The organism is Klebsiella sp. CN_Kp075, from assembly GCF_040065055.2.
GTDB lineage: Bacteria > Pseudomonadota > Gammaproteobacteria > Enterobacterales > Enterobacteriaceae > Klebsiella > Klebsiella aerogenes.
In genome coordinates this window covers 4,753,493-4,773,701 of sequence record NZ_CM198050.1, presented here as the reverse complement: position 1 = coordinate 4,773,701, position 20,209 = coordinate 4,753,493, and the positions used below count along the sequence as shown (strand labels likewise).

Below are 20,209 nucleotides of genomic sequence, written 5' to 3'. Positions count from 1 at the left end.
ATCCGGCCCTTTTTATCCACATCTCATCACCGCCCAACAACGACAAGATATGGTGACATAATAGACGATTAATACAATATGTAGGGCCGGGGCGCATTTTAAGTTCTATATGTAGTGATTTGCATCAAAGATGTTTGCGATTTTATTGACCCAGAACAAGGTAAAAAGGTGAGAGTACGGATGATGGGCGCTGGCGTAAATGTAAATTTAGGCGCTTAAAATATAAGCAAAAATTGGGCCCGAACGCTAAAGGAACGGGCAAAACATTCAGGCTATCAATGTATCGTTAAGCAGATCGACCAGCAGTAGCAGGGCGTAGCGGGCATGTTGCGGGTTGGCGGGCAGCGGAAGCACGGCGCTGGCCATATCGGCCAGCGCATGCTGTTCCGGGGTCAGTGCGATAATCGTCACTCCCTGCGTACGCGCCTGCAGCGTCGCGCTCTGTAATACCGTACTGGCTTCGGCGGTGGCCAGCACCAGCAGTAGATGATCGTCGTTGAGGGTACTGGCGGTCATTCGCATCAGCGCCGCCTCCTGACAGAGATTAATCGCGATGCCGGATGGCAGCAGCTGGTGCTGCAGCAGCGCCGCCAGCGCCACGTCCTGGGCGCCGAGGGCGAAGCAATGCACCGCGCGAGCGCTCAGCAGGCGCGATTTGCACTTTTCCACCGCCGCTTCGGCGGTGTGCCCGAGCTGGCGGGTTAGCGTATCGCCGAGGCTGCTAAGTTTGTCGCGCCAGGCGACGGGCAGGGCGGCGCTATCCGGCGTGAGCCAGCTGGCGCGCCGTTCACTGGCCTGCGCCAGCTGTTTACGTAAATCACGAATATCATCACAGCCCACTGAACGGGCGAAGCGGGTGATGGTGGCCGGGCTGACCCCCGCGCTGGCGGCCAGTTCGTCAATGGAGGCGCTGGCGGTAAAGCTAAGATTTTCCAGAATAAAGGCGGCGACGCGCGACTCCTGAGCGCTAAAGCGGATCAATCCTTCCTGTAGCTGACCTACGATATCCATCCTGATGTTCCCTTTGGCAGTACCCGGAATTGAAAATATTTTTCACTTAGTGAATAGCCGTTTTTATAGCATCTGCGCAGGCGATTTCCTATATCTGGCGTCGATGTTTGGCAATGACATGAGGAAATAATGCGCAAAAATTGAGCCTCGATCACATCGGTGAAAATTATTTTCATATAGCCTTCACTATCACACAATATTAACAATATAGTCGCACAGGTCGTGAAGGCTGAAGCGATAAACACGCAAAGGGGAAGCGCAATGCCACGAATCGTACTCTGTTGTGCCGCAGGCATGTCGACCAGCATGCTGGTAAATAAAATGAAAGCGGAAGCCCAGCAGCGCGCGCTGGCGCTGGAAATCTACGCGGTGGCGGTGGCGGAATTTGAACGTGAACTGCCGAACGCCGATGTCATCCTCCTCGGACCGCAGGTCAAATACGAAGCCGGACGGCTAACCGCGCTGGCGGCGCCGCAGGGCAAAGCGGTAGCGGTGATCGATATGGCCGACTACGGCATGATGCGCGGCGCCGCGGTGCTGGATAAAGCGCTGGCCCTGCTCGAACGCTAATTTACTAATCCCGTTTTTTATCACCCTCACGTGCGGTCCTGGCGATCGCGCGCGGCGATCTGCATGCCGAAAAATGCGAATAGAGGTCACTATGCAAGCACTGAAAATCGCCGTTATCGGCGGCGGCAGCAGCTACACGCCGGAGCTTATTGAAGGGATTATCGTTCGTTATGAGCAGCTTCCGGTCACCGAACTGGCGCTGGTGGATGTCGAATCCGGCAGGGAAAAGGTTGAGATCATTGCCGCGCTGGCCCGGCGGATGTTGAAACATAAAGGGCTGGAGCAGGTGGCGGTCAGCGTCCACTTTACGCTCGATGAGGCGATCCGCGGCGCCAGCTTTGTGCTGACGCAGCTACGCGTCGGGCAACTGGCGGCGCGCGCCGCCGATGAACGGCTGGGTCTCAAATATCATCTATTGGGCCAGGAGACCACCGGCGTCGGCGGTTTCGCCAAGGCGCTGCGGACGATCCCGGTGATCCTCGATGTTGCGCGCAAAGTGGAACAACTGGCGCCGGAAGCGTTCATTCTTAACTTTACCAACCCGGCGGGGATCGTCACCGAGGCGGTCAGCCGCTACAGCAAGGCGAAGATCATCGGCCTGTGCAACGTACCGATCAACATGCAGCACATGATCGTCGGCATGTTGGGCGCGCAGGAGTCCGAAGTGAAACTGCGCTTTGCCGGGCTCAACCATATGGTCTGGGTGCATAAGGTGCTACAGGGGCGCGAGGATGTCACCGGTAAAGTGATCGATATGCTGTGCGACGGTAAGGCGCTGTCGATGAACAACATTAAAGAACTGCCGTGGCCGGCGGAATTCCTCCGCGCGCTGAAGGCGATTCCGTGCCCTTATCATCGTTATTTCTGGCTGACGCCGGCGATGCTGGCGGAAGAGATCGCCGCAGCGAAAACCAAAGGCACCCGCGCCGAGCAGGTGATGAAGGTCGAGCAGGAGCTGTTTGCGCTGTACGCCGACCCGCAGCTGGAAGAAAAACCAGAGCAGCTGAGCTTTCGCGGCGGCGCTTACTACTCGGAAGTGGCCGTTGAGCTTATCAATGCGATTCACAACAACCTGGGCGCGGAGATGGTGGTAAACACCCGCAACAACGGCGCGATTCACGGCCTGGATGATGATGCGGTGGTGGAAACCAACAGCATTATCGATGCGCAAGGGGCGCGGCCGCTGGCGTTCGGCCCGCTGCCGCCGGCGATGAACGGCCTGACGCAGCAGGTGAAAGCCTTTGAAAGGCTGACGATTGAAGCCGCGGTACACGGCTGCCGCGAGAGCGCGCTGCTGGCGCTGGTGGCTAACCCGTTGGTCGGTAACGTCACCGATGCCCAGGCGCTGCTGGATGAAGTGTTAACGATAAACCGTCAATGGCTGACGCAATTTAACTGACCGCTATTTCCCTCGGGAGCACACCATGTCGAATACAAGCTGGATTGAACGTTACGTCATGCCGGCGGCGCTAAAAATCGCCGGGCAAAAGCACGTCCTGTCGGTACGCGATGGCATCATTCTGAATATGCCGTTTATGCTGATTGGCTCGTTTTTCCTGATTTTCGCCTACCTGCCGATCCCCGGCTATGCCGACATGATGAGCGGCCTGTTTGGCGAGGTCTGGCGCGATAAAATGCTGTACCCGGTGAAAGCGACCTACGACATTATGGCGCTGATTTCCAGCTTCGGCATCGCTTATCGGCTGGCGGAGAAGTACCGCACCATCGACCCGCTGAGCGCCGGGGCGATGTCGCTGGTGGCCTTTGTGATGACTATCCCGCAAAACACCCTGTTTACCCCGGTACACGGCGCGGCGGAGGTGATTAAAGGAGTGATCCCGGTGAGCATGGTCGGCAGCCAGGGGCTGTTTGTCGCTATTGTCATTTCGCTGCTGTCGACGGAGATTTATCGTTTGGTCGCCAGTCGCAATCTCGTTATCAGCATGCCGGACGGCGTGCCGCCGGCAGTGGCGAAATCATTCCTCGCGCTGATCCCTGGTTTTTGCGTACTGGCGGTGGTGCTGGCGCTGCGCCTGGCGGTTGAGGCCTCGCCGTTCGGCGACATCAACAGCATGATCGCCACCCTGATCGGTATTCCGATGCATCACGTCGGCGGTACGCTGCCGGGGATGATTATTTCGGTGATTGTGATCGGTATTTTGTGGACGCTGGGCCTGCACGGCGACGCGATTGTGCTGGTATTTATCCAGCCGGTGTGGCTGTCGAATATGTCAGAGAACCTGACGGCCTTTCAGAACGGCCAGCCGATCCCGCATATTATTACCCAGCAATTTTACGACCTGTGGATTGCGCCCGGCGGCACCGGCGCGCTGCTGGGGCTGGTGATTTTTATGTTGCTGCGCAGCCGTAGTCAGCAGATGAAACAACTGGGGAAAATTGCCGCGCCGGGAGCATTGTTTAACATCAGCGAGCCGATGGTGTTCGGCATCCCGCTGGTGATGAACCCGTACTTCTTCCTGCCGTTTATTTTAACGCCGGTGCTGCTGGTGATCGTGTCCTATACCGCAATGGCGACCGGGCTGGTGGCGCCGCCGGCCGGAATCGCGCTGCCGTTCACCACGCCGATCTTCATCAGCGGCTATCTGGCGACCGGCGGCCATATTTCCGGCACCATACTGCAGGTCGTGAATTTAACTATTTCGCTGGTGGTTTACTATCCGTTCTTCCGCGCCTGGGATCGGCTGAAGGCCAAAGAGGAGCATGCCTCAGCGCAGCCGCAGGAGAGCGTTATCCTTCCTGACGCTGACCGCGCGTAATCTCCAGCCCCACGAACCGGTAGCCCCGGTGAGCGTAGCGCCACCGGGGAAAAGCTTTACGCCTGCACCCACCATACCGCTTCGAACGGCCGCAGCGTCATTGCCGCCGGACGGTTGGCCGTTTCCGCATAGTTGCCAATCAGCGCCCGCCAGTCGCCGGACATCTCCGGCGGCTGCCACGGCTGGAACTCACGGCTCAGATTGGCGGCCACCACCAGCGTCTGCCCCTGCCACTGGCGGCGATAACACCACAGCGACAGATGGTCCGGCAGCAGATCCTGATAATCCCCCCAGGTCAGCACCGGCGTGGTTTTTCGCAGCGCGATCAGCTGCTGATAGGTGTAAAACACCGATTCCGGATCCGCCAGCGCCGCCTCGACGTTAATCTCGCGATAGTTATCACCCAACGCGATCCAGGGTTCTCCATCGCTGAAGCCACCGTTCTCGCCGTCGTGCCACGGCATCGGTGTGCGGCTATTGTCGCGCGATTTGCTGGCCAGAATCGCCAGCAGTTCATCCGGGCTTTGCCCCTGCGCCGCGCGCTCGATAAACATATTATGGCTTTCCACGTCGCGATAATCGCTAATGTTGCTGAAATGCGGGTTGGTCATGCCAATCTCTTCGCCCTGATAGATATAGGGCGTGCCCTGCATGCCGTGCAGTACCATCGCCAGCATCTTCGCCGCCGGCACCCGGTACTCACCCTCGTCGCCGAAGCGCGACACGATGCGCGGCTGATCGTGGTTACACCAGAACAGCGCATTCCACGCCCGGTTATGCATCCCTTGCTGCCAGTGGCGGAATAGCGCTTTCAGCGCCACGTAGTCCGGACGGGCGAGGGTCCATTTTTCGCCGCCGGGATAATCGACTTTTAAGTGATGAAAATTAAACGTCATCGACAGTTCGCGTCCGTCCAGCGCGGCGTATTGCTGGCAGTGTTCAAGCGAAGTGGAAGACATTTCACCGACGGTCATCAGGCCACGAGGAGTAAAGACATCGCGGCTCATTTCCCGCAGGAACTCGTGAACCCGCGGGCCATCGGTGTAGAAGCGACGTCCATCGCCAACGGTATCGGACGGGAAGTTCTGATCCTTGGAGATAAGATTGATGACATCAAGGCGCAGGCCATCAACGCCGCGATCGGCCCAGAATTCGCAGACTTTTTTCAGCTCGGCGCGTACCGCCGGGTTTTCCCAGTTAAGATCCGCCTGCTCGGTGGCGAAAAGATGCAAATAATACTGTTCGCTTTCCGCATGCCACTGCCAGGCGTTACCGCCGAATTTCGAACGCCAGTTATTCGGTAATGTTCCCGGCTCGCCGTCGCGCCAGATATAGAACTGGCGATACGGGCTCGCCTTATTTAACGACTGGCGGAACCATTCGTGTTCCGTCGAGGTATGGTTAAACACCATATCCAGCACGATGCGGATACCGCGCGCTTTCGCTCCGGCGACCAGTTGGTCGAAATCTTCCAGCGTGCCGTATGAGGGATCGATAGCGGTATAGTTCGCCACGTCATAGCCGTTATCCACCTGCGGCGAGACGTAGAACGGCGTCAGCCAGATAGCGTCGACGCCGAGCTTTTGCAGGTAGTCGAGACGGGCGGTGACGCCGCGTAAATCGCCGGTACCGCTGCCGGTGGTGTCCTGAAAACTCTTCGGGTAGATTTGATAAATAACGCCGTTTTGCCACCAGCGGGGAAGGGTATTCATATTACGTTCCTGCGAATATAGGGGGCGCAAGCGGCGCCCCGAAAGAAGACGTTAGATAATCTGCAAGGTGCCCTGACGGTACTTGCGTTGATAAACCACGGTGGTGAGGATAATCGGCACTACCACGGCGATGGCCATCGCCGTGGCGTAGACCTGCCAGTAGCTTGGCTGAATCGACAGGATGCCCGGCAGGCCGCCGACGCCGATGCCGTTTGCCAGCACGCCGTTCAGGCCGCAGAGCAGGCCCGCAAGGCCGGATCCGACCATCGCGCACAGCATCGGGAAGCGGTACTTCAGGTTGATGCCGTACATCGCCGGTTCGGTGACCCCGAGATAGGCGGAGATCGCCGCGGGTACCGAGATTTCGCGTTCATTCTGTTTACGGCTGGCAATAATAATGCCGACCACCGCCGACGCCTGAGCAATATTCGACAGCGCAATCAGCGGCCATACCGGCGTGCCGCCCATGCTTTGAATCATCTGCATATCGATAGCGAGGGTGGTCTGATGTACGCCGGTTATCACCAGCGGCGCATACAGGAAGCCGAACAGCGCGGCGCCGATCGGCGCGAAGCTGCCGGTTAACAAGTGGCGTACCGCGAAGGCCACGCCGTCGCCAATCAGACGACCAAACGGGCCGATAAAAGCGTGAGCGAGGAACACCGCCAGAATCAACGAGCACACCGGCACCACCACCAGATAGAGGTAGTCAGGCACGATACGCTTGAGGCGCGTTTCGATAAAGCCCAGCGCCAGCCCCGCCAGCAGAGCCGGGATCACCTGCGCCTGATAGCCGACTTTCGCAATGGTAAACAGGCCGAAGTTCCACACTTCCGGCACCTGCTGGCCGAGCAGGTAAGCGTTCATCAACTGCGGAGAGACCAGCGTGACGCCAAGCACGATCCCGAGGATCGGCGTGCCGCCCATTTTCTTCACCGCTGACCAGCAGATCCCCACCGGCAGATAGAAGAAGATAGCCTCGCCAATCAGCCACAAGAAGTCATAAATCGTTTTCAACGACGGGTGCATTTGCGCCAGCGTCTGGCCGTTGCTCATCGGCAGATCGCCGATGACGTTACGGAAACCGAGGATAAGACCGCCGCTGATCAGCGCCGGCAGGAGCGGGAAAAAGATCTCGGCAAAGTGCGAGATCAACCGTTCGTGCCACTTCATGTTTTGCCGCGCGGCCTGTTTGGCCTGCTCTTTGTCGGCGGACGCCTGGCCGGTGGTGGCCAGCAGCGCCTTATAGTAATCGCCGACTTCGGTGCCGATGACCACCTGGAACTGCCCGGCGTTAGTGAAGCATCCCTTCACCATGCGCAACTGCTCAATGTCTTTCGGTTTGGCGATGGCCGGATCGTTCAGCACAAAGCGCAAACGGGTAATACAGTGGCTGACGGTGGCAATGTTGCCGCGCCCGCCCACCAGTTCGATCAGTTTATCGATGTCCTGCTGGTTTACTTTGCTCATGATGAAGCCTCAAAAACAGAGGGGAGAGATGCCGTTTTTACCTTGCATGCATCCTAACCGTTCCGTTGGGAATGCAAAATGGGAACGTTCCCGAAACTCGGCGAAGATCACATAAATCGCCCGAACGAGATTAATTCAGGGCAGCGGGAATGACGATTTGGCGGGGTTCTGCGTGGCCGGCGATCTGGTCGATCAGCTGCTGCGCCGCCTGGCGTCCGGCTTCGGCGTAGCCGGGATCGACGGTGAGGATCTCCGGATGCAGAAACTTCATCAGCGGCGTGCTGCCGACGCTGGCGAGTTGTAGCGTGTCGATACGCTGTTCCTGTAGATATTTACTGGCGCCGAGAGCGAGAGTATCGGTGGCGCAGACCAGCGCGCGGGTCTCGGGCGTCAGTACGCTGGCGACGCTTTCATAACCCTGCTTCATCGCCAGTCCCGGCAGGGCAGCGGTCGGCGTGAGCTTCTTTTGCGCGCAGAAATCGAGATAAGCCTGATGACGGCGTTCCCCGGTGGTAACGTCGCTGTGCGGCACGCCGAGGAAACTTATATGTCGGTGTCCGCGTTCATAGAGACGCTGCATCAGTAACTTGATCGCGCCATGATCGTCATAACACACCGAAGCGAAGCCGGGAGCGTCGCGCGCCAGCAGCACCAGCGTTTCGCGCCACGGCGCGAGCATCTCCTCGCGAATACCGGTAAAGCCGAACAGTACCACGCCGTCGATATTGCGACGGGCGAGCATGCCCAGATGTTCTTCCACCAGCGCCGGAGAAAACTGGCTCTCCATCATGATCGGATCGTAGCCCTGCTGATAAAAGGCGGGCAGCATGGTCTGCACCGCTAAATTTTCCGACAGCGAATCCAGACGGGTGACGATAATCGCCACCACCTTATCGCTCTGACCACGCATGGCGCGGGCGGAGCGGGAAGGGGAGAAACCGTGCTGCTGCATCACCGCTTCCACCCGTTCGCGGGTGCGCTCGCTGACGCCGCTTTCGTTATTCAGCACGCGCGACACCGTCGATTTTCCAACGCCGCTTAAACGCGCGATATCTTTGATTGTTAGCCGGTTTTGCATACGAGGTTCTCGCCGTCGTCCGATTTGAGTGAGTCTAATGCTACTCAACGAATCCTCAATGAGCAAAGACTGGTTGAGGTCCGGTTTAGTTGCCGGACGGTATGATAGCCATAATAGCCACAAATAGTTTCCTGGTCGCGGTATACTCCGCGCCGTCTTGAGTTACTTACCGGAGAATTTTATGGACCCCGATCCCACTCCTCATCCTCGATGGAGCAACCTTTCTTTCCGGTAAGCCTGTTTAGCACTGCTTTACCGGAAAGCGTAAAGCAGTGACGTCCACGATGTCCCTGCCCTATAAAAATAATGCCTGACAGGTAAGGCTTTGCCACGCCTGTTGGCAACGCTGCGTTCGCTCGCGCGAGCGCGGAGGGACTGTTTATGCTGAAAAATTTTACCCGGCAGCTGTTCGCGCAGCTTAGCCGTCATTTACCCCATCGTTTGATCCAGCGCGATCCGCTGCCCGACGCCCGTAACCTGGCCAGCGCGCCGATCCCGGATTCACTCGGCAAGCGCTGTCTGGACGTGGCGGCCATGGATGAGCATGAAATCTGGCGCGCGTTCGACAGCCACCCTGAAGGGCTGAACGACGTCGAAGTGGCGGCGAAAATCGCCCTGCACGGCGATAACCAAATCCCGGCGCAGAAGCCGTCGCCGTGGTGGGTTCATCTGTGGACCTGCTATCGCAACCCGTTCAACCTGCTGTTGACGGTGCTCGGCATCGTCTCCTATTCCACTGAAGATTTGTTCGCCGCGGGCGTTATCGCGCTGATGGTCGGCATCTCGACGCTGCTTAACTTCATCCAGGAAGCGCGCTCGACCAAAGCGGCGGATGCGCTGAAGGCGATGGTCAGCAATACCGCCACGGTGCTGCGGGTTATCAACGAGCAGGGCGAGAGCCGCTGGCTCGAACTGCCTATCGACCAACTGGTGCCGGGCGATATCGTCAGGCTGTCGGCGGGAGATATGATCCCGGCGGACCTGCGCATCATTGTGGCGCGCGACCTGTTTGTCGCTCAGGCCTCGCTGACCGGCGAATCGCTGCCGGTTGAAAAAGTCGCGCGCACCCGCGATCCGCTACAAACCAATCCGCTGGAATGCGACACCCTGTGCTTTATGGGGACCAACGTGGTGAGCGGCTCGGCGCAGGCCATCGTCTACGCCACCGGCGGCAACACCTGGTTCGGCCAGCTTGCCGGGCGCGTCAGCGAGCAGGAAAGCGAGCCGAACGCCTTTCAGAAAGGCATTAGCCGGGTCAGCATGCTGCTGATCCGCTTTATGCTGGTGATGGCGCCGGTGGTGCTGTTGATCAACGGCTACACCAAAGGCGACTGGTGGGAAGCGGCGCTGTTCGCGCTGTCGGTGGCGGTCGGCCTGACGCCGGAGATGCTGCCGATGATCGTCACCTCGACGCTGGCGCGCGGGGCGGTGAAGCTGTCAAAACAAAAGGTGATTGTCAAACACCTCGACGCCATTCAAAACTTTGGCGCGATGGATATCCTCTGCACCGATAAAACCGGCACCCTGACCCAGGACAAAATCGTGCTGGAGAACCACACCGATGTTTCCGGTAAATCCAGCGAGAGAGTCCTGCACACCGCCTGGCTCAATAGCCATTACCAGACGGGGCTTAAAAACCTGCTCGACACCGCGGTGCTGGAAGGCGTGGAGCTGGATGCCGCTCGCGGTCTCGCGGAGCGCTGGCAGAAGGTGGATGAGATCCCGTTTGATTTTGAACGTCGCCGCATGTCGGTGGTGGTGAAAGAGCAGGACGACGCGCATCAGCTGATCTGTAAAGGGGCGCTGCAGGAGATCCTCAACGTCTCGACCCAGGTGCGCTACAACGGCGAAATCGTACCACTGGACGAGACCATGCTGCGCCGTATTCGCCGGGTGACCGATACCCTGAACCGTCAGGGGCTGCGGGTGGTGGCGGTGGCGACCAAATACCTGCCGGCGCGGGAAGGTGACTATCAGCGTGCGGATGAGTCCGACCTGATCCTCGAAGGCTACATCGCCTTCCTCGATCCGCCGAAAGAGACTACCGCCCCGGCGCTGAAAGCGCTGAAGGCCAGCGGCATTACGGTAAAAATCCTCACCGGCGACAGCGAACTGGTGGCGGCGAAAGTGTGTCATGAAGTGGGGCTGGATGCGGGCGAAGTGGTGATTGGCAGCCAGATTGAAGCCATGAGCGACGACGAACTGGCGGCGCTGGCGAAACGCACCACGCTGTTCGCGCGCCTGGCGCCGCTGCATAAAGAGCGCATCGTGACGCTGCTGAAACGCGAAGGTCACGTGGTGGGCTTTATGGGCGACGGTATTAACGACGCCCCGGCGCTACGCGCGGCGGATATTGGCATTTCCGTTGACGGGGCGGTGGATATCGCCCGCGAGGCGGCGGATATCATTCTGCTGGAAAAAAGCCTGATGGTACTGGAAGAGGGGGTTATCGAAGGCCGCCGCACCTTCGCCAACATGCTCAAGTACATCAAAATGACCGCCAGCTCCAACTTCGGCAACGTCTTCAGCGTGCTGGTGGCCAGCGCCTTCCTGCCGTTCCTGCCGATGCTGCCGCTGCACCTGTTGATTCAGAACCTGCTGTACGATGTCTCCCAGGTGGCGATTCCGTTCGATAACGTCGACGATGAGCAGATCCGTAAACCGCAGCGCTGGAACCCGGCCGATCTCGGGCGTTTTATGGTCTTCTTCGGGCCGATCAGCTCGATTTTCGATATCCTCACCTTCAGCCTGATGTGGTGGGTGTTCCACGCCAACAGCGTCGAGATGCAGACCCTATTTCAGTCCGGCTGGTTTATTGAAGGGCTGCTGTCGCAGACGCTGATTGTGCATATGATCCGTACCCGCCGCATTCCGTTCGTCCAGAGCCGCGCCGCGTGGCCGCTGTTCGCGATGACGCTGCTGGTGATGGCGGTGGGTATCGCGCTGCCGTTCTCGCCGCTGGCGGGCTACCTGCAGCTGCAGGCGCTGCCGCTCAGCTATTTCCCATGGCTGGTGGCGATTCTGGCGGGTTACATGGTGTTGACCCAGACCGTTAAAGGCTTCTACAGCCGTCGTTACGGCTGGCAGTAGAGGTTTCGCCCCTTTGCCGCCGGGCAGAGGGGCTTACCGGTATTTCTCTTAAATCTCATCAAGTTGTGAAGCCCGTCATCGCCATGTATTGACGCAATTTTGTGCGCATGTTAACCCAATGTTTTGCTTTTTTTGGCCCGTCATAAAAAGGAACATTGATGATTAACACCGTGCGTTACAGTCTGCTGACCAGCGGAATATTACTGAGCAGCATGGCGCTTGCCGCCCCGGCGGGCGATCTGCCGCTGATGCCGTGGCCCGCCCATGTGAAGCGCCCGCAGGCGCAGGGGGCGTTGGCGCTAAATAATCAGCTGACGATCAACGTCAGCGGCGACGATCTTGGCGAAGCGGCGAACCGCTGGCGCGAACGTCTTGCGCGGCAAACCGGCTGGACGCTCCAGCCGCAGACGGCGCCGGCGAAAAGCCCAACCATTAACGTGATCGTCAGTAAAAAAGTGCCTTTCCTGCCACAGCCGGATAGCGACGAAAGCTATCAGCTAACCGTTAACGCAGACGGCGCGACCCTGAAAGCCAATACGCGTTTTGGCGCGCTGCGCGGCATGGAAACGCTGCTACAGCTGGTACAAAACGGTCCTGACGGCACCACCATTCCTTATGTCGCCATTGACGATGCGCCGCGCTTCCCGTGGCGTGGACTGCTGCTGGATTCCGCCCGTCACTTTATGCCGCTGTCGGCGATCAAGCGGCAGATTGATGGTATGGCGGCGGCGAAGCTTAATGTACTGCACTGGCATCTGACCGACGATCAGGGCTGGCGCTTCGCCTCCAGCCGCTATCCGAAGCTGCAGCAGCAGGCCAGCGACGGCCTGTTTTATACCCAGGCGCAGATGAAAGACATTGTGCGTTACGCGGCTGAACGCGGTATTCGCGTGGTGCCGGAAATCGATATGCCGGGCCACGCCTCGGCGATCGCCGTGGCTTATCCGGAACTGATGAGCGCGCCGGGGCCTTACGCGATGGAGCGCCACTGGGGCGTGCTGAAACCGGTACTCGACCCAACAAAAGAGGCCACCTACGCGTTTGCCGAGGCGATGGTCAGCGAACTGGCGGCTATCTTCCCCGATCCGTATCTGCATATCGGCGGTGATGAAGTCGATGACAGCCAGTGGCGCGCCAATCCGGCCATTCAGAAATTCCTCAAAGAGAAGGGGCTGGCGGACAGCCACGCGCTACAGGCGTACTTCAACCGGCGCCTGGAGAAGCTGCTCGAGAAACATCACCGGCAGATGGTCGGCTGGGATGAGATCTACCACCCTGATTTACCGAAGAGCATTCTGATCCAGTCCTGGCAGGGGCAGGACGCATTAGGCGACGTCGCCAAACACGGCTATCGCGGTATTCTCTCCACCGGTTTTTACCTCGACCAGCCGCAGTACACCGCCTATCACTATCGTAATGAAATTATCCCGCAGGGGCTTAACGGCGTGGATACGATTACCGATAGCGACAGCGCCCAGAGCTGGCAGTTTTCGATGCCGCGGCTGAAGGGCAGCGCGGTTGAGGGCAGCTTTACGCTGGTAAAAGGCGATAGCGGCTGGCGGGGATTTATTGATTTTAAAGGTAAATCACGGCGTGCCGTGCAGGAGATTGAATGGCTCGGCGACAATCAGGTCACGTTCCGCGTCGATACCTGGATGGGCGAAACCCGCCCGGTGCTGACCATTAACGATGACAAGCTCGCAGGTTACTTCCTGCTTGGCAACACCCGTTATCCCATTGACGGCAAGCGGCTGGATGCCGTGCCGCAGGGCATTCAGCCGACGCTGCCCGACGCGCAGCAACAGAAGAATCTGCTGGGCGGTGAGGCGGCGCTGTGGGCGGAGAACGTCGCCGCGCCGGTCATCGATATCAAGCTGTGGCCGCGCGCTTTTGCAGTAGCGGAGCGTCTGTGGTCGGCCGAGGACGTCAAAGACAGCGACAATATGTATCAGCGCCTGCAGGCGATGGACAGCTGGTCAACGGTCTCCGTCGGCCTGCAGCAGCACACTCAGCAGTTGGAGCAGTTCACCCGGCTGGCGAACAGCAGCCATACGCTGGCGTTGCAGATCCTCGCCGAGGCGCTGGAGCCGGCGCATTACTACACCCGTCAGCATCTCAAGTTCCAGGCGAACAATTACCATCAATTTGAACCGCTTAACCGGCTGGCCGATGCGTTACCGGCGGAGAGCGACACCGTACGCAGCCTGAACCAGTGGGCGGAGCGGCTGATCAGCGATGCCGAAGACACCGAGAGCGCCGATGCGCTGCGCCACGTCTTTACCCGCTGGCAGAACAACAGCGGCGATGCGCTGGCGCTGACCGACAATAACTATCAGCTGGCGGCGATTAAACCGGTGGTGCAGCAGGTTGATAAGCTGGCGAGCCTCGGGCTGCGCTTGACCGATCTGGTTGCGCGGCAGGGAACGCTGGACGATAAAGAGTACGCCTCAATCCAGGCGCAGCTGGATACGGCGGCGAAAACCCAGGATGAGCTGGTGATTGCGGCGGTCTATCCGCTGGAGAAACTGCTGCGGGCAACGAAGATAAAATAGGGCATTTCCCTCACCCCGCGGATGGCGCAAGCGCCTGGGGTGAGGGCAGAGAAGCGATTAGCGACGGATCGCGATAGCTTCAATCTCAATCTTCACGTCTTTCGGCAGACGCGCGACTTCTACGCAGGAACGCGCCGGGAAAGTGGCGTTATGCTCGGTGAAGAACGCTTCATACGCGGCATTCACGGTGGCGAAATCGTTCAGATCTTTCACGAAAACGGTGGTTTTCACGATATCGCCCACTTTCAGGCCAGCGGCTTCAACGATAGCTTTTACGTTGTCCAGGGACTGACGCGCCTGCGCGGCGACATCTTCCGGCACGCTGCCGGTTTTCGGGTCTACTGGGATCTGGCCGGAAGTGATGATCATGCTACCCAGATCAACACCTTGTACATATGGGCCGATAGCTGCTGGTGCCTTTTCCGTCGCAATAGTTTTGCTCATAATATCTCCAGATGAACTGCAGTAATTAGGTCGTAGCCATTATAGGGAGGGCCGGTATTAATACCAACCGCAATTAGTTGGCCAGCACCACATAATGGGAAAACTCTTTTTCACAGTATTTGCATTTGAGTGCAATGTCATCGGCGCGTTTTTTCACTGCGAAACTCGACGAAACCGGCTCAGCGTGACTGATGCAGTTGCTATTCGGACAGACCAGCACGCTATTGATGCGCTCCGGCAGGCTCGGGCGGGATTTGCCCACCACTTCGTAATCATCGATACGGTTAACCGTTGCGTCCGGCGCATACAGCGCCAGCTGATTGACCTGCTCATCGGTCAGAAAGGTGTTCTCGATTTTAATCAAATCTTTACGGCCCATCTCACCGGATGGCAGGTTCAGGCCGATGGTGATGCGCTGGTCGGTTTCGGTCAGCTTGAACAAGGTCAACAGTTTGAAGCCGACCTGGGCCGGGATATGGTCGATCACGGTGCCGCGCTTAATGGCTTCTACCTGCAGTTTATTGTCGTGTGTCATCTCTCATTCCCCCTTACTGTGCCAGCTCGCTATTCAATACCAGTGCCAGTAACGCCTGGCGGGCGAAGATGCCGTTGCCGGCCTGCTGGAAGTACCAGGCGTGCGGCGTTTTATCGACATCGGTGGTGATTTCATCAACGCGCGGCAGCGGGTGCAGCACTTTCATGTTGGCGCGCGCGCCTTCGAGATCCGCGGCGCGCAGTATGAACTGCGCCTTCACGTTGGCGTATTCCGATGGGTCAAGGCGCTCTTTCTGCACGCGCGTCATATACAGAATATCGACCTCTGCCATCACTTCGTCGATGGCGCTATGCAGGCTCCAGGCGATGCCTTTTTCATCCAGCATATCGAGAATATATTGCGGCATCGCCAGCGCGTCCGGGGCGATGAAGTAAAAGCGGTTGCCGTTGAATTTGGCCAGCGCCTGGGTCAGCGAGTGTACGGTACGGCCATATTTCAGGTCGCCGACCATCGCGACATTAAGATTCTCAAGGCGGCCCTGAGTTTCCTGAATGGTGAACAGGTCGAGCAGGGTTTGTGTCGGATGCTGATTGGCGCCGTCGCCGGCGTTGAGAATCGGCACGCAGCCGGAGAATTCGGTTGCCAGACGCGCGGCGCCTTCTTGCGGATGGCGCATCACGATAGCATCGACGTAGGTGCTGATAACCGAAATGGTGTCGGCCAGGGTTTCGCCTTTCTTACCGAGCGAGGTGTTGCTGCTGTCGGAGAAGCCGACCACGCTGGCGCCGAGGCGGTGCATGGAGGTTTCAAAAGAGAGACGAGTACGAGTGGAGGCTTCAAAGAAACAGCTGGCGATAACCTTATGCTTCAGCAGCTCGGGTTGCGGATTGGCTTTCAGCTTTGCGGCCGTCGCCAGCACCAGTTCGAGGTCTTCGCGGCTGAGATCGTTTATGGAAATGATATGTTTTTGATATAGCGGGTTAGCCATGCTTATCTCCTGACGCCTGAGCAAAAAAAAAGCCCCTTAAATAAGGGGCTTCGAGAATTCATTGAGCAACGGAAAGAAAAACGCCAGGCCAGCGCCTGCTTTCAGACGCGGTAAGACACAGCAATGTCGTACGCAATTGACCATATTTCCTCCCGGCAAAACGGCTGGCATTATACGCAGCTTTGATGAGCAATCAAGCGATTAATCCACAATCAGGGAAACGTTTGCCTGCGAAGGCTGCGCCAGCGCAAAAAACCGCGATAAAAATGTGGTCTGGCAGTGGTAAGCGGCGTATAAAACAAAAATGAAAAGCTGTTTTATATTTGAGGGCTCTTATGATTATCGGCAATATTCATCATCTGCAATCCTGGCTGCCGGACGCGCTGCGTCAGGCGATTGAGCATGTTAAGGCTCACGTCAACGAGGCGACGCCGCTCGGCAAGCACGATATCGACGGCAACAATCTGTTCTATCTGATTTCTGAAGACAGCACCGAACCGCAGGCCGAGCGTCGCGCCGAGTATCACGCCCGCTATCTGGATATCCAGATTGTGCTGCGCGGTCAGGAAGGGATGACTTTCAGCACCTTACCGGCAGGCGAGCCGCAGACTGACTGGCTGGCGGACAAAGACATCGCCTTCCTCGCCGAGGGAGCGCAGGAGAAAACCGTTATCCTTAACGAGGGGGATTTTGTGGTGTTTTATCCAGGCGAAGTGCATAAACCGCTCTGTGCCGTCGGGGCGCCGGCGAAGGTGCGCAAAGCGGTGGTAAAGGTATTGATGGCTTAAAACGGGTAGCCCGGATACGCCTGGCGCTATCCGGGAATCTACCGTGGTTAATGGCTATTTCCCAAGCGTCGCCACCATCACCGCTTTGATGGTGTGCATACGGTTTTCCGCCTGATCGAAGACGATGCTCGCCGGCGATTCAAAGACTTCATCGGTCACTTCCATGCCGCCGTGCAGTCCATACTCCGCCGCCATCTGTTTGCCGAGAATGGTCTGGTCATCGTGGAACGCGGGCAGACAATGCAGGAATTTCACCTGCGGGTTGCCGGTCAATTGCAGCATGGCTTTATTCACCTGGTAACCGCGCAGCAGGGCGATACGCTCCGCCCATTTCTCTTTCGCCTCGCCCATCGACACCCACACGTCGGTATAAATGAAATCGGCGCCTTTTACGCCCGCGGCGATATCTTCCGTCAGGGTAATATTGCCGCCGTGCTTTTTCGCCAGCGCAGTGCATTCCGCCACTAAACCTTCATCCGGCCAGCAGGCTTTCGGCGCCACCAGACGCAGATCCAGCCCGGTCAGCGCGGCGGCTTCCAGCATGGAGTTACCCATGTTGTTACGCGCGTCGCCGGCGTAGACCAGCGTCATTTCATTAAATGCCTTACCCGGCAGGTGCTCTTGCATGGTCAGCAGGTCAGCCAGGAGCTGCGTCGGGTGGAATTCATCGGTCAGGCCGTTCCACACCGGCACGCCGGCATACTCCGCCAGGGTTTCCACCAGCTCCTGGCCGTAGCCGCGATACTGAATACCGTCATACATGCGGCCCAGCACGCGGGCGGTATCTTTCATGGATTCTTTGTGGCCGATTTGGCTTCCGCTGGAACCGAGATAGGTCACGCGGGCGCCCTGGTCGTAAGCGGCAACTTCGAAAGAGCATCGTGTGCGGGTTGAGTCTTTTTCGAAGATGAGCGCGATGTTTTTGCCCTTCAGTTTCTGGGCCTCGATGCCGTTTTTCTTATCGGCTTTTAATTGCGCGGCCAGGTCGACAAGGCCGGTAATTTCTGCAGCAGTAAAATCCAGTAATCTCAAGAAATGCTTCTGATATAACGCGGACATAATTCCCTCACCTGGCAAACGCCACTATTGAATTAAAATTCACTTTATATGTATGAATATTCATTTTCAACCCCGAGTTAGAAATCTTTTACACAGAAGGTGGAGGCAATCACGGCGGTATGTGACAATAGGAGTATCTGCCGCACATTATGAGGAACGAGCCATGGCAAACCCGGAACTACTGGAAGAACAGCGTGAGGAAACGCGTCTGATTATCGAAGAGCTGCTGGAAGATGGCAGCGATCCGGACGCGCTGTATACCATTGAGCATCATCTCTCTGCCGATGATTTCGAAACGTTGGAAAAAGTGGCGGTAGAGGCCTTCAAGATGGGTTATGAAGTCACCGAGCCGGAAGAGCTGGAAGTCGAAGAAGGTGAAGTGGTGATCTGCTGCGATATCCTGAGCGAAAGCGCGCTTAACGCCGATCTGATCGACGCCCAGGTTGAACAGCTGATGAACCTGGCGGAAAAATTCAACGTTGAGTACGACGGTTGGGGTACCTACTACGAAGACCCGAACGGCGAAGACGATGACGGCGAAGATGACGAAGATTTAATTGACGAAGACGACAACGGCGTACGCCACTAAGTCGTCAACGGATACGGCGGCGTCTGCCGCCGTATATACCCGTCCTGATTAGGGTATAGCCTGGAGCTTCAATGGATTACCCGCAAATACTCTCCCCGATTTTAGCATTTCTTCACTGTCCTACGCCGCAGGCGTGGATTGACGAAGCCCGTAAACCGGAAAACCTGCCGCTGCTGCTGACCGACCATATGGTATGCGAGCTGAAAGCGGCGCAAAACGCCATGCTGCTGGTACGCCGCTACGTCGCCGATAAAGACGGCGCCGACGAGCTGCTGGAATGCCTGAAACCGTACGAAGACTTTACCTATCGCCGTGGGCCGGAGCCGGATTTTGTCGCTCTGCATAAACGGATCAACAAAAGCGCTATGCCGCGAACCAACGACCCGTGGGGCAGCCAGTTGCTCGACAGCATGATTCTGTTGATCAAAGAGGAGCTGCATCACTTCTGGCAGGTGCGTGAGATCATGCTGGCGCGGGATATCCCTTACGTCAAAATCACCGCCAGCAACTATGCCCGTGGTATGCGCCGGGAGGTGCGATCGCACGAGCCGGTGATGCTGATCGATAAGCTGATTTGCGGCGCTTATATCGAAGCGCGTTCCTGCGAGCGTTTTGCCGCGCTGGCGCCGTGGCTGGATGATGATTTACAGAAGTTTTATCTGTCGTTGCTGCGCTCCGAGGCCCGTCATTATCAGGACTACCTGGACCTGGCGCAGAAGATAGCGGGGGAAGATATCAGCGAGCGGGTGCGCCAGCTTGGCGAGGCGGAAGCGGCATTGATTCTCCGCCCGGAGCCTGAGTTCCGCTTTCACAGCGGCGTACCGACGGCGCCGTAGTCAGCGATTTTCGGACCCGGTAGCCACTAATACTGGCAGTTTCAGTAGTCATGGGGAGAGATAGCGTTGAGAGCTTCAGCTCGTAATGGTACGGGCCGTAGGTCGGGTAAGGCGTTAGCCGCCACCCGACAAAAAAAACGGCACCGCGAGCCCGGGACATCCCCCGGTAAGCGTAGCGCTACCGCGGACGCCTGCGCTATCGAGGCGTTACAGCGTTTTCAACATCCGCACTTCACAATCGACGTGGCCGGTGCAGCCCAGCGGCCCGTCGATGTGTTCAAATCCGAGATGTTCATAAAGGGCAATCGCCTCTTTCAAAAAAGCGGTGGTCTCCAGATAGCAGCGTTTAAAACCCTGCTCGCGGGCGTGATCCATCGCCATCAGCGCCAGCTTTTTCGCCAGCCCTTTGCCGCGCGCCGCGGTCATAAAGTACATTTTCTGCAGCTCACAGATATCGGACTCACTACACGAGAGCGGCGCCACGCCGCCGCCGCCAACCACTTCGCCATTTTGCTCCACAACCCAATAGGCGGAGCCCGATTGGCTATAAAGTTCATAGAGTTCATCCAGGTTGGGATCAGCGACCGTATAGCCTTTATCGGCGGTCAGGCCGTATTCCGCGGAGACCTGGCGGATAACCTGGGCGATGGCGGCATTATCTGCCGCCGTAATGCGGCGTAAAGTAAAGGTCTGTGGCGCAGCAAGATTCATAGAATCACTCAATTTTAGCTTAAATAACCATACATTGT

At 57.7% G+C, this 20,209-nt stretch carries 19 protein-coding genes; 9 read left to right on the top strand and 10 right to left on the bottom strand.

The window, feature by feature from the left end:
• Positions 1–267: 267 nt before the first annotated feature.
• Complete coding sequence (locus ABLV78_RS22670; RefSeq protein WP_045394700.1) at positions 268–1,011, bottom strand: MurR/RpiR family transcriptional regulator; 744 nt, start codon at positions 1,009–1,011, stop codon at positions 268–270.
• Between the two features lie 306 nt (positions 1,012–1,317).
• Between ABLV78_RS22670 and ABLV78_RS22665 the strand changes: the two genes are divergently transcribed.
• From ABLV78_RS22665 to celB, 3 genes are all read left to right on the top strand, one after another.
• The gene (locus ABLV78_RS22665) at positions 1,318–1,581 is read left to right on the top strand and encodes a PTS sugar transporter subunit IIB (RefSeq protein ID WP_015368564.1); all 264 of its coding nucleotides are present in this window, start codon (positions 1,318–1,320) and stop codon (positions 1,579–1,581) included.
• 91 nt (positions 1,582–1,672) lie between these two features.
• On the top strand, positions 1,673–2,980 hold the full coding sequence (locus ABLV78_RS22660) for a 6-phospho-beta-glucosidase (protein WP_047046225.1): 1,308 nt from the start codon (positions 1,673–1,675) through the stop codon (positions 2,978–2,980).
• 25 nt (positions 2,981–3,005) lie between these two features.
• Positions 3,006–4,358, top strand: coding sequence for a PTS cellobiose transporter subunit IIC (gene celB, locus ABLV78_RS22655; RefSeq protein WP_047046222.1), 1,353 nt, complete (start codon positions 3,006–3,008; stop codon positions 4,356–4,358).
• Positions 4,359–4,414: 56 nt separating this feature from the next.
• Here the strand turns inward: celB and treC are convergent, their stop codons facing one another.
• From treC to treR, 3 genes are all read right to left on the bottom strand, one after another.
• Complete coding sequence (gene treC / locus ABLV78_RS22650) at positions 4,415–6,070, bottom strand: alpha,alpha-phosphotrehalase (RefSeq protein ID WP_047046220.1); 1,656 nt, start codon at positions 6,068–6,070, stop codon at positions 4,415–4,417.
• A gap of 51 nt (positions 6,071–6,121) precedes the next feature.
• Complete coding sequence (treB, locus tag ABLV78_RS22645) at positions 6,122–7,540, bottom strand: PTS trehalose transporter subunit IIBC (RefSeq protein WP_045378471.1); 1,419 nt, start codon at positions 7,538–7,540, stop codon at positions 6,122–6,124.
• 130 nt (positions 7,541–7,670) lie between these two features.
• Positions 7,671–8,618: a trehalose operon repressor TreR gene (treR, locus tag ABLV78_RS22640; RefSeq protein WP_045394704.1), complete on the bottom strand. Its 948-nt coding sequence runs from the start codon at positions 8,616–8,618 to the stop codon at positions 7,671–7,673.
• A gap of 181 nt (positions 8,619–8,799) precedes the next feature.
• On the opposite strand from treR, the gene mgtL reads away from it, so the two are divergent.
• The 3 genes from mgtL (at position 8,800) to ABLV78_RS22625 (ending at position 14,260) form a co-directional block, all read left to right on the top strand.
• The gene (gene mgtL, locus ABLV78_RS22635; RefSeq protein ID WP_219340445.1) at positions 8,800–8,853 is read left to right on the top strand and encodes a mgtA regulatory leader peptide MgtL; all 54 of its coding nucleotides are present in this window, start codon (positions 8,800–8,802) and stop codon (positions 8,851–8,853) included.
• Between the two features lie 146 nt (positions 8,854–8,999).
• Complete coding sequence (mgtA, locus tag ABLV78_RS22630; RefSeq protein ID WP_045394705.1) at positions 9,000–11,708, top strand: magnesium-translocating P-type ATPase; 2,709 nt, start codon at positions 9,000–9,002, stop codon at positions 11,706–11,708.
• Positions 11,709–11,866: 158 nt separating this feature from the next.
• On the top strand, positions 11,867–14,260 hold the full coding sequence (locus tag ABLV78_RS22625; protein WP_047046216.1) for a beta-N-acetylhexosaminidase: 2,394 nt from the start codon (positions 11,867–11,869) through the stop codon (positions 14,258–14,260).
• Between the two features lie 57 nt (positions 14,261–14,317).
• On the opposite strand, the gene ridA is transcribed toward ABLV78_RS22625, so the two are convergent.
• The 4 genes from ridA to ABLV78_RS22605 form a co-directional block, all read right to left on the bottom strand.
• On the bottom strand, positions 14,318–14,704 hold the full coding sequence (ridA, locus tag ABLV78_RS22620) for a 2-iminobutanoate/2-iminopropanoate deaminase (RefSeq protein WP_020079786.1): 387 nt from the start codon (positions 14,702–14,704) through the stop codon (positions 14,318–14,320).
• A 73-nt stretch (positions 14,705–14,777) separates the two neighbouring features.
• Positions 14,778–15,239, bottom strand: coding sequence for an aspartate carbamoyltransferase regulatory subunit (gene pyrI, locus ABLV78_RS22615; protein ID WP_015368555.1), 462 nt, complete (start codon positions 15,237–15,239; stop codon positions 14,778–14,780).
• 13 nt (positions 15,240–15,252) lie between these two features.
• Positions 15,253–16,188, bottom strand: a complete 936-nt coding sequence (gene pyrB / locus ABLV78_RS22610; protein ID WP_047046213.1) for an aspartate carbamoyltransferase — start codon at positions 16,186–16,188, stop codon at positions 15,253–15,255.
• Positions 16,189–16,224: 36 nt separating this feature from the next.
• On the bottom strand, positions 16,225–16,332 hold the full coding sequence (locus tag ABLV78_RS22605) for a pyrBI operon leader peptide (RefSeq protein ID WP_020079785.1): 108 nt from the start codon (positions 16,330–16,332) through the stop codon (positions 16,225–16,227).
• Positions 16,333–16,523: 191 nt separating this feature from the next.
• On the opposite strand from ABLV78_RS22605, the gene ABLV78_RS22600 reads away from it, so the two are divergent.
• Complete coding sequence (locus ABLV78_RS22600) at positions 16,524–16,976, top strand: YhcH/YjgK/YiaL family protein (protein WP_046883302.1); 453 nt, start codon at positions 16,524–16,526, stop codon at positions 16,974–16,976.
• Between the two features lie 54 nt (positions 16,977–17,030).
• Here the strand turns inward: ABLV78_RS22600 and argF are convergent, their stop codons facing one another.
• The gene (gene argF / locus ABLV78_RS22595) at positions 17,031–18,035 is read right to left on the bottom strand and encodes an ornithine carbamoyltransferase (protein ID WP_045378488.1); all 1,005 of its coding nucleotides are present in this window, start codon (positions 18,033–18,035) and stop codon (positions 17,031–17,033) included.
• 163 nt (positions 18,036–18,198) lie between these two features.
• Between argF and rraB the strand changes: the two genes are divergently transcribed.
• A complete protein-coding gene (gene rraB / locus ABLV78_RS22590; RefSeq protein WP_015368550.1) occupies positions 18,199–18,624 on the top strand; it encodes a ribonuclease E inhibitor RraB in 426 nt (141 codons plus the stop codon).
• Between the two features lie 71 nt (positions 18,625–18,695).
• Positions 18,696–19,460 (top strand): tRNA isopentenyl-2-thiomethyl-A-37 hydroxylase MiaE, encoded by a 765-nt coding sequence (miaE, locus tag ABLV78_RS22585; RefSeq protein WP_045378492.1) that lies wholly within the window; start codon positions 18,696–18,698, stop codon positions 19,458–19,460.
• 207 nt (positions 19,461–19,667) lie between these two features.
• Here the strand turns inward: miaE and ABLV78_RS22580 are convergent, their stop codons facing one another.
• A complete protein-coding gene (locus tag ABLV78_RS22580; RefSeq protein ID WP_047046209.1) occupies positions 19,668–20,171 on the bottom strand; it encodes a GNAT family N-acetyltransferase in 504 nt (167 codons plus the stop codon).
• Positions 20,172–20,209 lie beyond the last annotated feature (38 nt).

Excerpts from the sequence above, each read along its gene's own strand:
- ABLV78_RS22670 (WP_045394700.1), bottom strand. The coding sequence starts at position 1,011 with ATGGATATCGTAGGTCAGCTACAGGAAGGATTGATCCGCTTTAGCGCT.
- ABLV78_RS22665 (WP_015368564.1), top strand. The coding sequence starts at position 1,318 with ATGCTGGTAAATAAAATGAAAGCGGAAGCCCAGCAGCGCGCGCTGGCG.
- ABLV78_RS22660 (WP_047046225.1), top strand. The coding sequence starts at position 1,673 with ATGCAAGCACTGAAAATCGCCGTTATCGGCGGCGGCAGCAGCTACACG.
- celB (WP_047046222.1), top strand. The coding sequence starts at position 3,006 with ATGTCGAATACAAGCTGGATTGAACGTTACGTCATGCCGGCGGCGCTA.
- treC (WP_047046220.1), bottom strand. The coding sequence starts at position 6,070 with ATGAATACCCTTCCCCGCTGGTGGCAAAACGGCGTTATTTATCAAATC.
- treB (WP_045378471.1), bottom strand. The coding sequence starts at position 7,540 with ATGAGCAAAGTAAACCAGCAGGACATCGATAAACTGATCGAACTGGTG.
- treR (WP_045394704.1), bottom strand. The coding sequence starts at position 8,618 with ATGCAAAACCGGCTAACAATCAAAGATATCGCGCGTTTAAGCGGCGTT.
- mgtA (WP_045394705.1), top strand. The coding sequence starts at position 9,000 with ATGCTGAAAAATTTTACCCGGCAGCTGTTCGCGCAGCTTAGCCGTCAT.
- ABLV78_RS22625 (WP_047046216.1), top strand. The coding sequence starts at position 11,867 with ATGATTAACACCGTGCGTTACAGTCTGCTGACCAGCGGAATATTACTG.
- ridA (WP_020079786.1), bottom strand. The coding sequence starts at position 14,704 with ATGAGCAAAACTATTGCGACGGAAAAGGCACCAGCAGCTATCGGCCCA.
- pyrI (WP_015368555.1), bottom strand. The coding sequence starts at position 15,239 with ATGACACACGACAATAAACTGCAGGTAGAAGCCATTAAGCGCGGCACC.
- pyrB (WP_047046213.1), bottom strand. The coding sequence starts at position 16,188 with ATGGCTAACCCGCTATATCAAAAACATATCATTTCCATAAACGATCTC.
- ABLV78_RS22605 (WP_020079785.1), bottom strand. The coding sequence starts at position 16,332 with ATGGTCAATTGCGTACGACATTGCTGTGTCTTACCGCGTCTGAAAGCA.
- ABLV78_RS22600 (WP_046883302.1), top strand. The coding sequence starts at position 16,524 with ATGATTATCGGCAATATTCATCATCTGCAATCCTGGCTGCCGGACGCG.
- argF (WP_045378488.1), bottom strand. The coding sequence starts at position 18,035 with ATGTCCGCGTTATATCAGAAGCATTTCTTGAGATTACTGGATTTTACT.
- rraB (WP_015368550.1), top strand. The coding sequence starts at position 18,199 with ATGGCAAACCCGGAACTACTGGAAGAACAGCGTGAGGAAACGCGTCTG.
- miaE (WP_045378492.1), top strand. The coding sequence starts at position 18,696 with ATGGATTACCCGCAAATACTCTCCCCGATTTTAGCATTTCTTCACTGT.
- ABLV78_RS22580 (WP_047046209.1), bottom strand. The coding sequence starts at position 20,171 with ATGAATCTTGCTGCGCCACAGACCTTTACTTTACGCCGCATTACGGCG.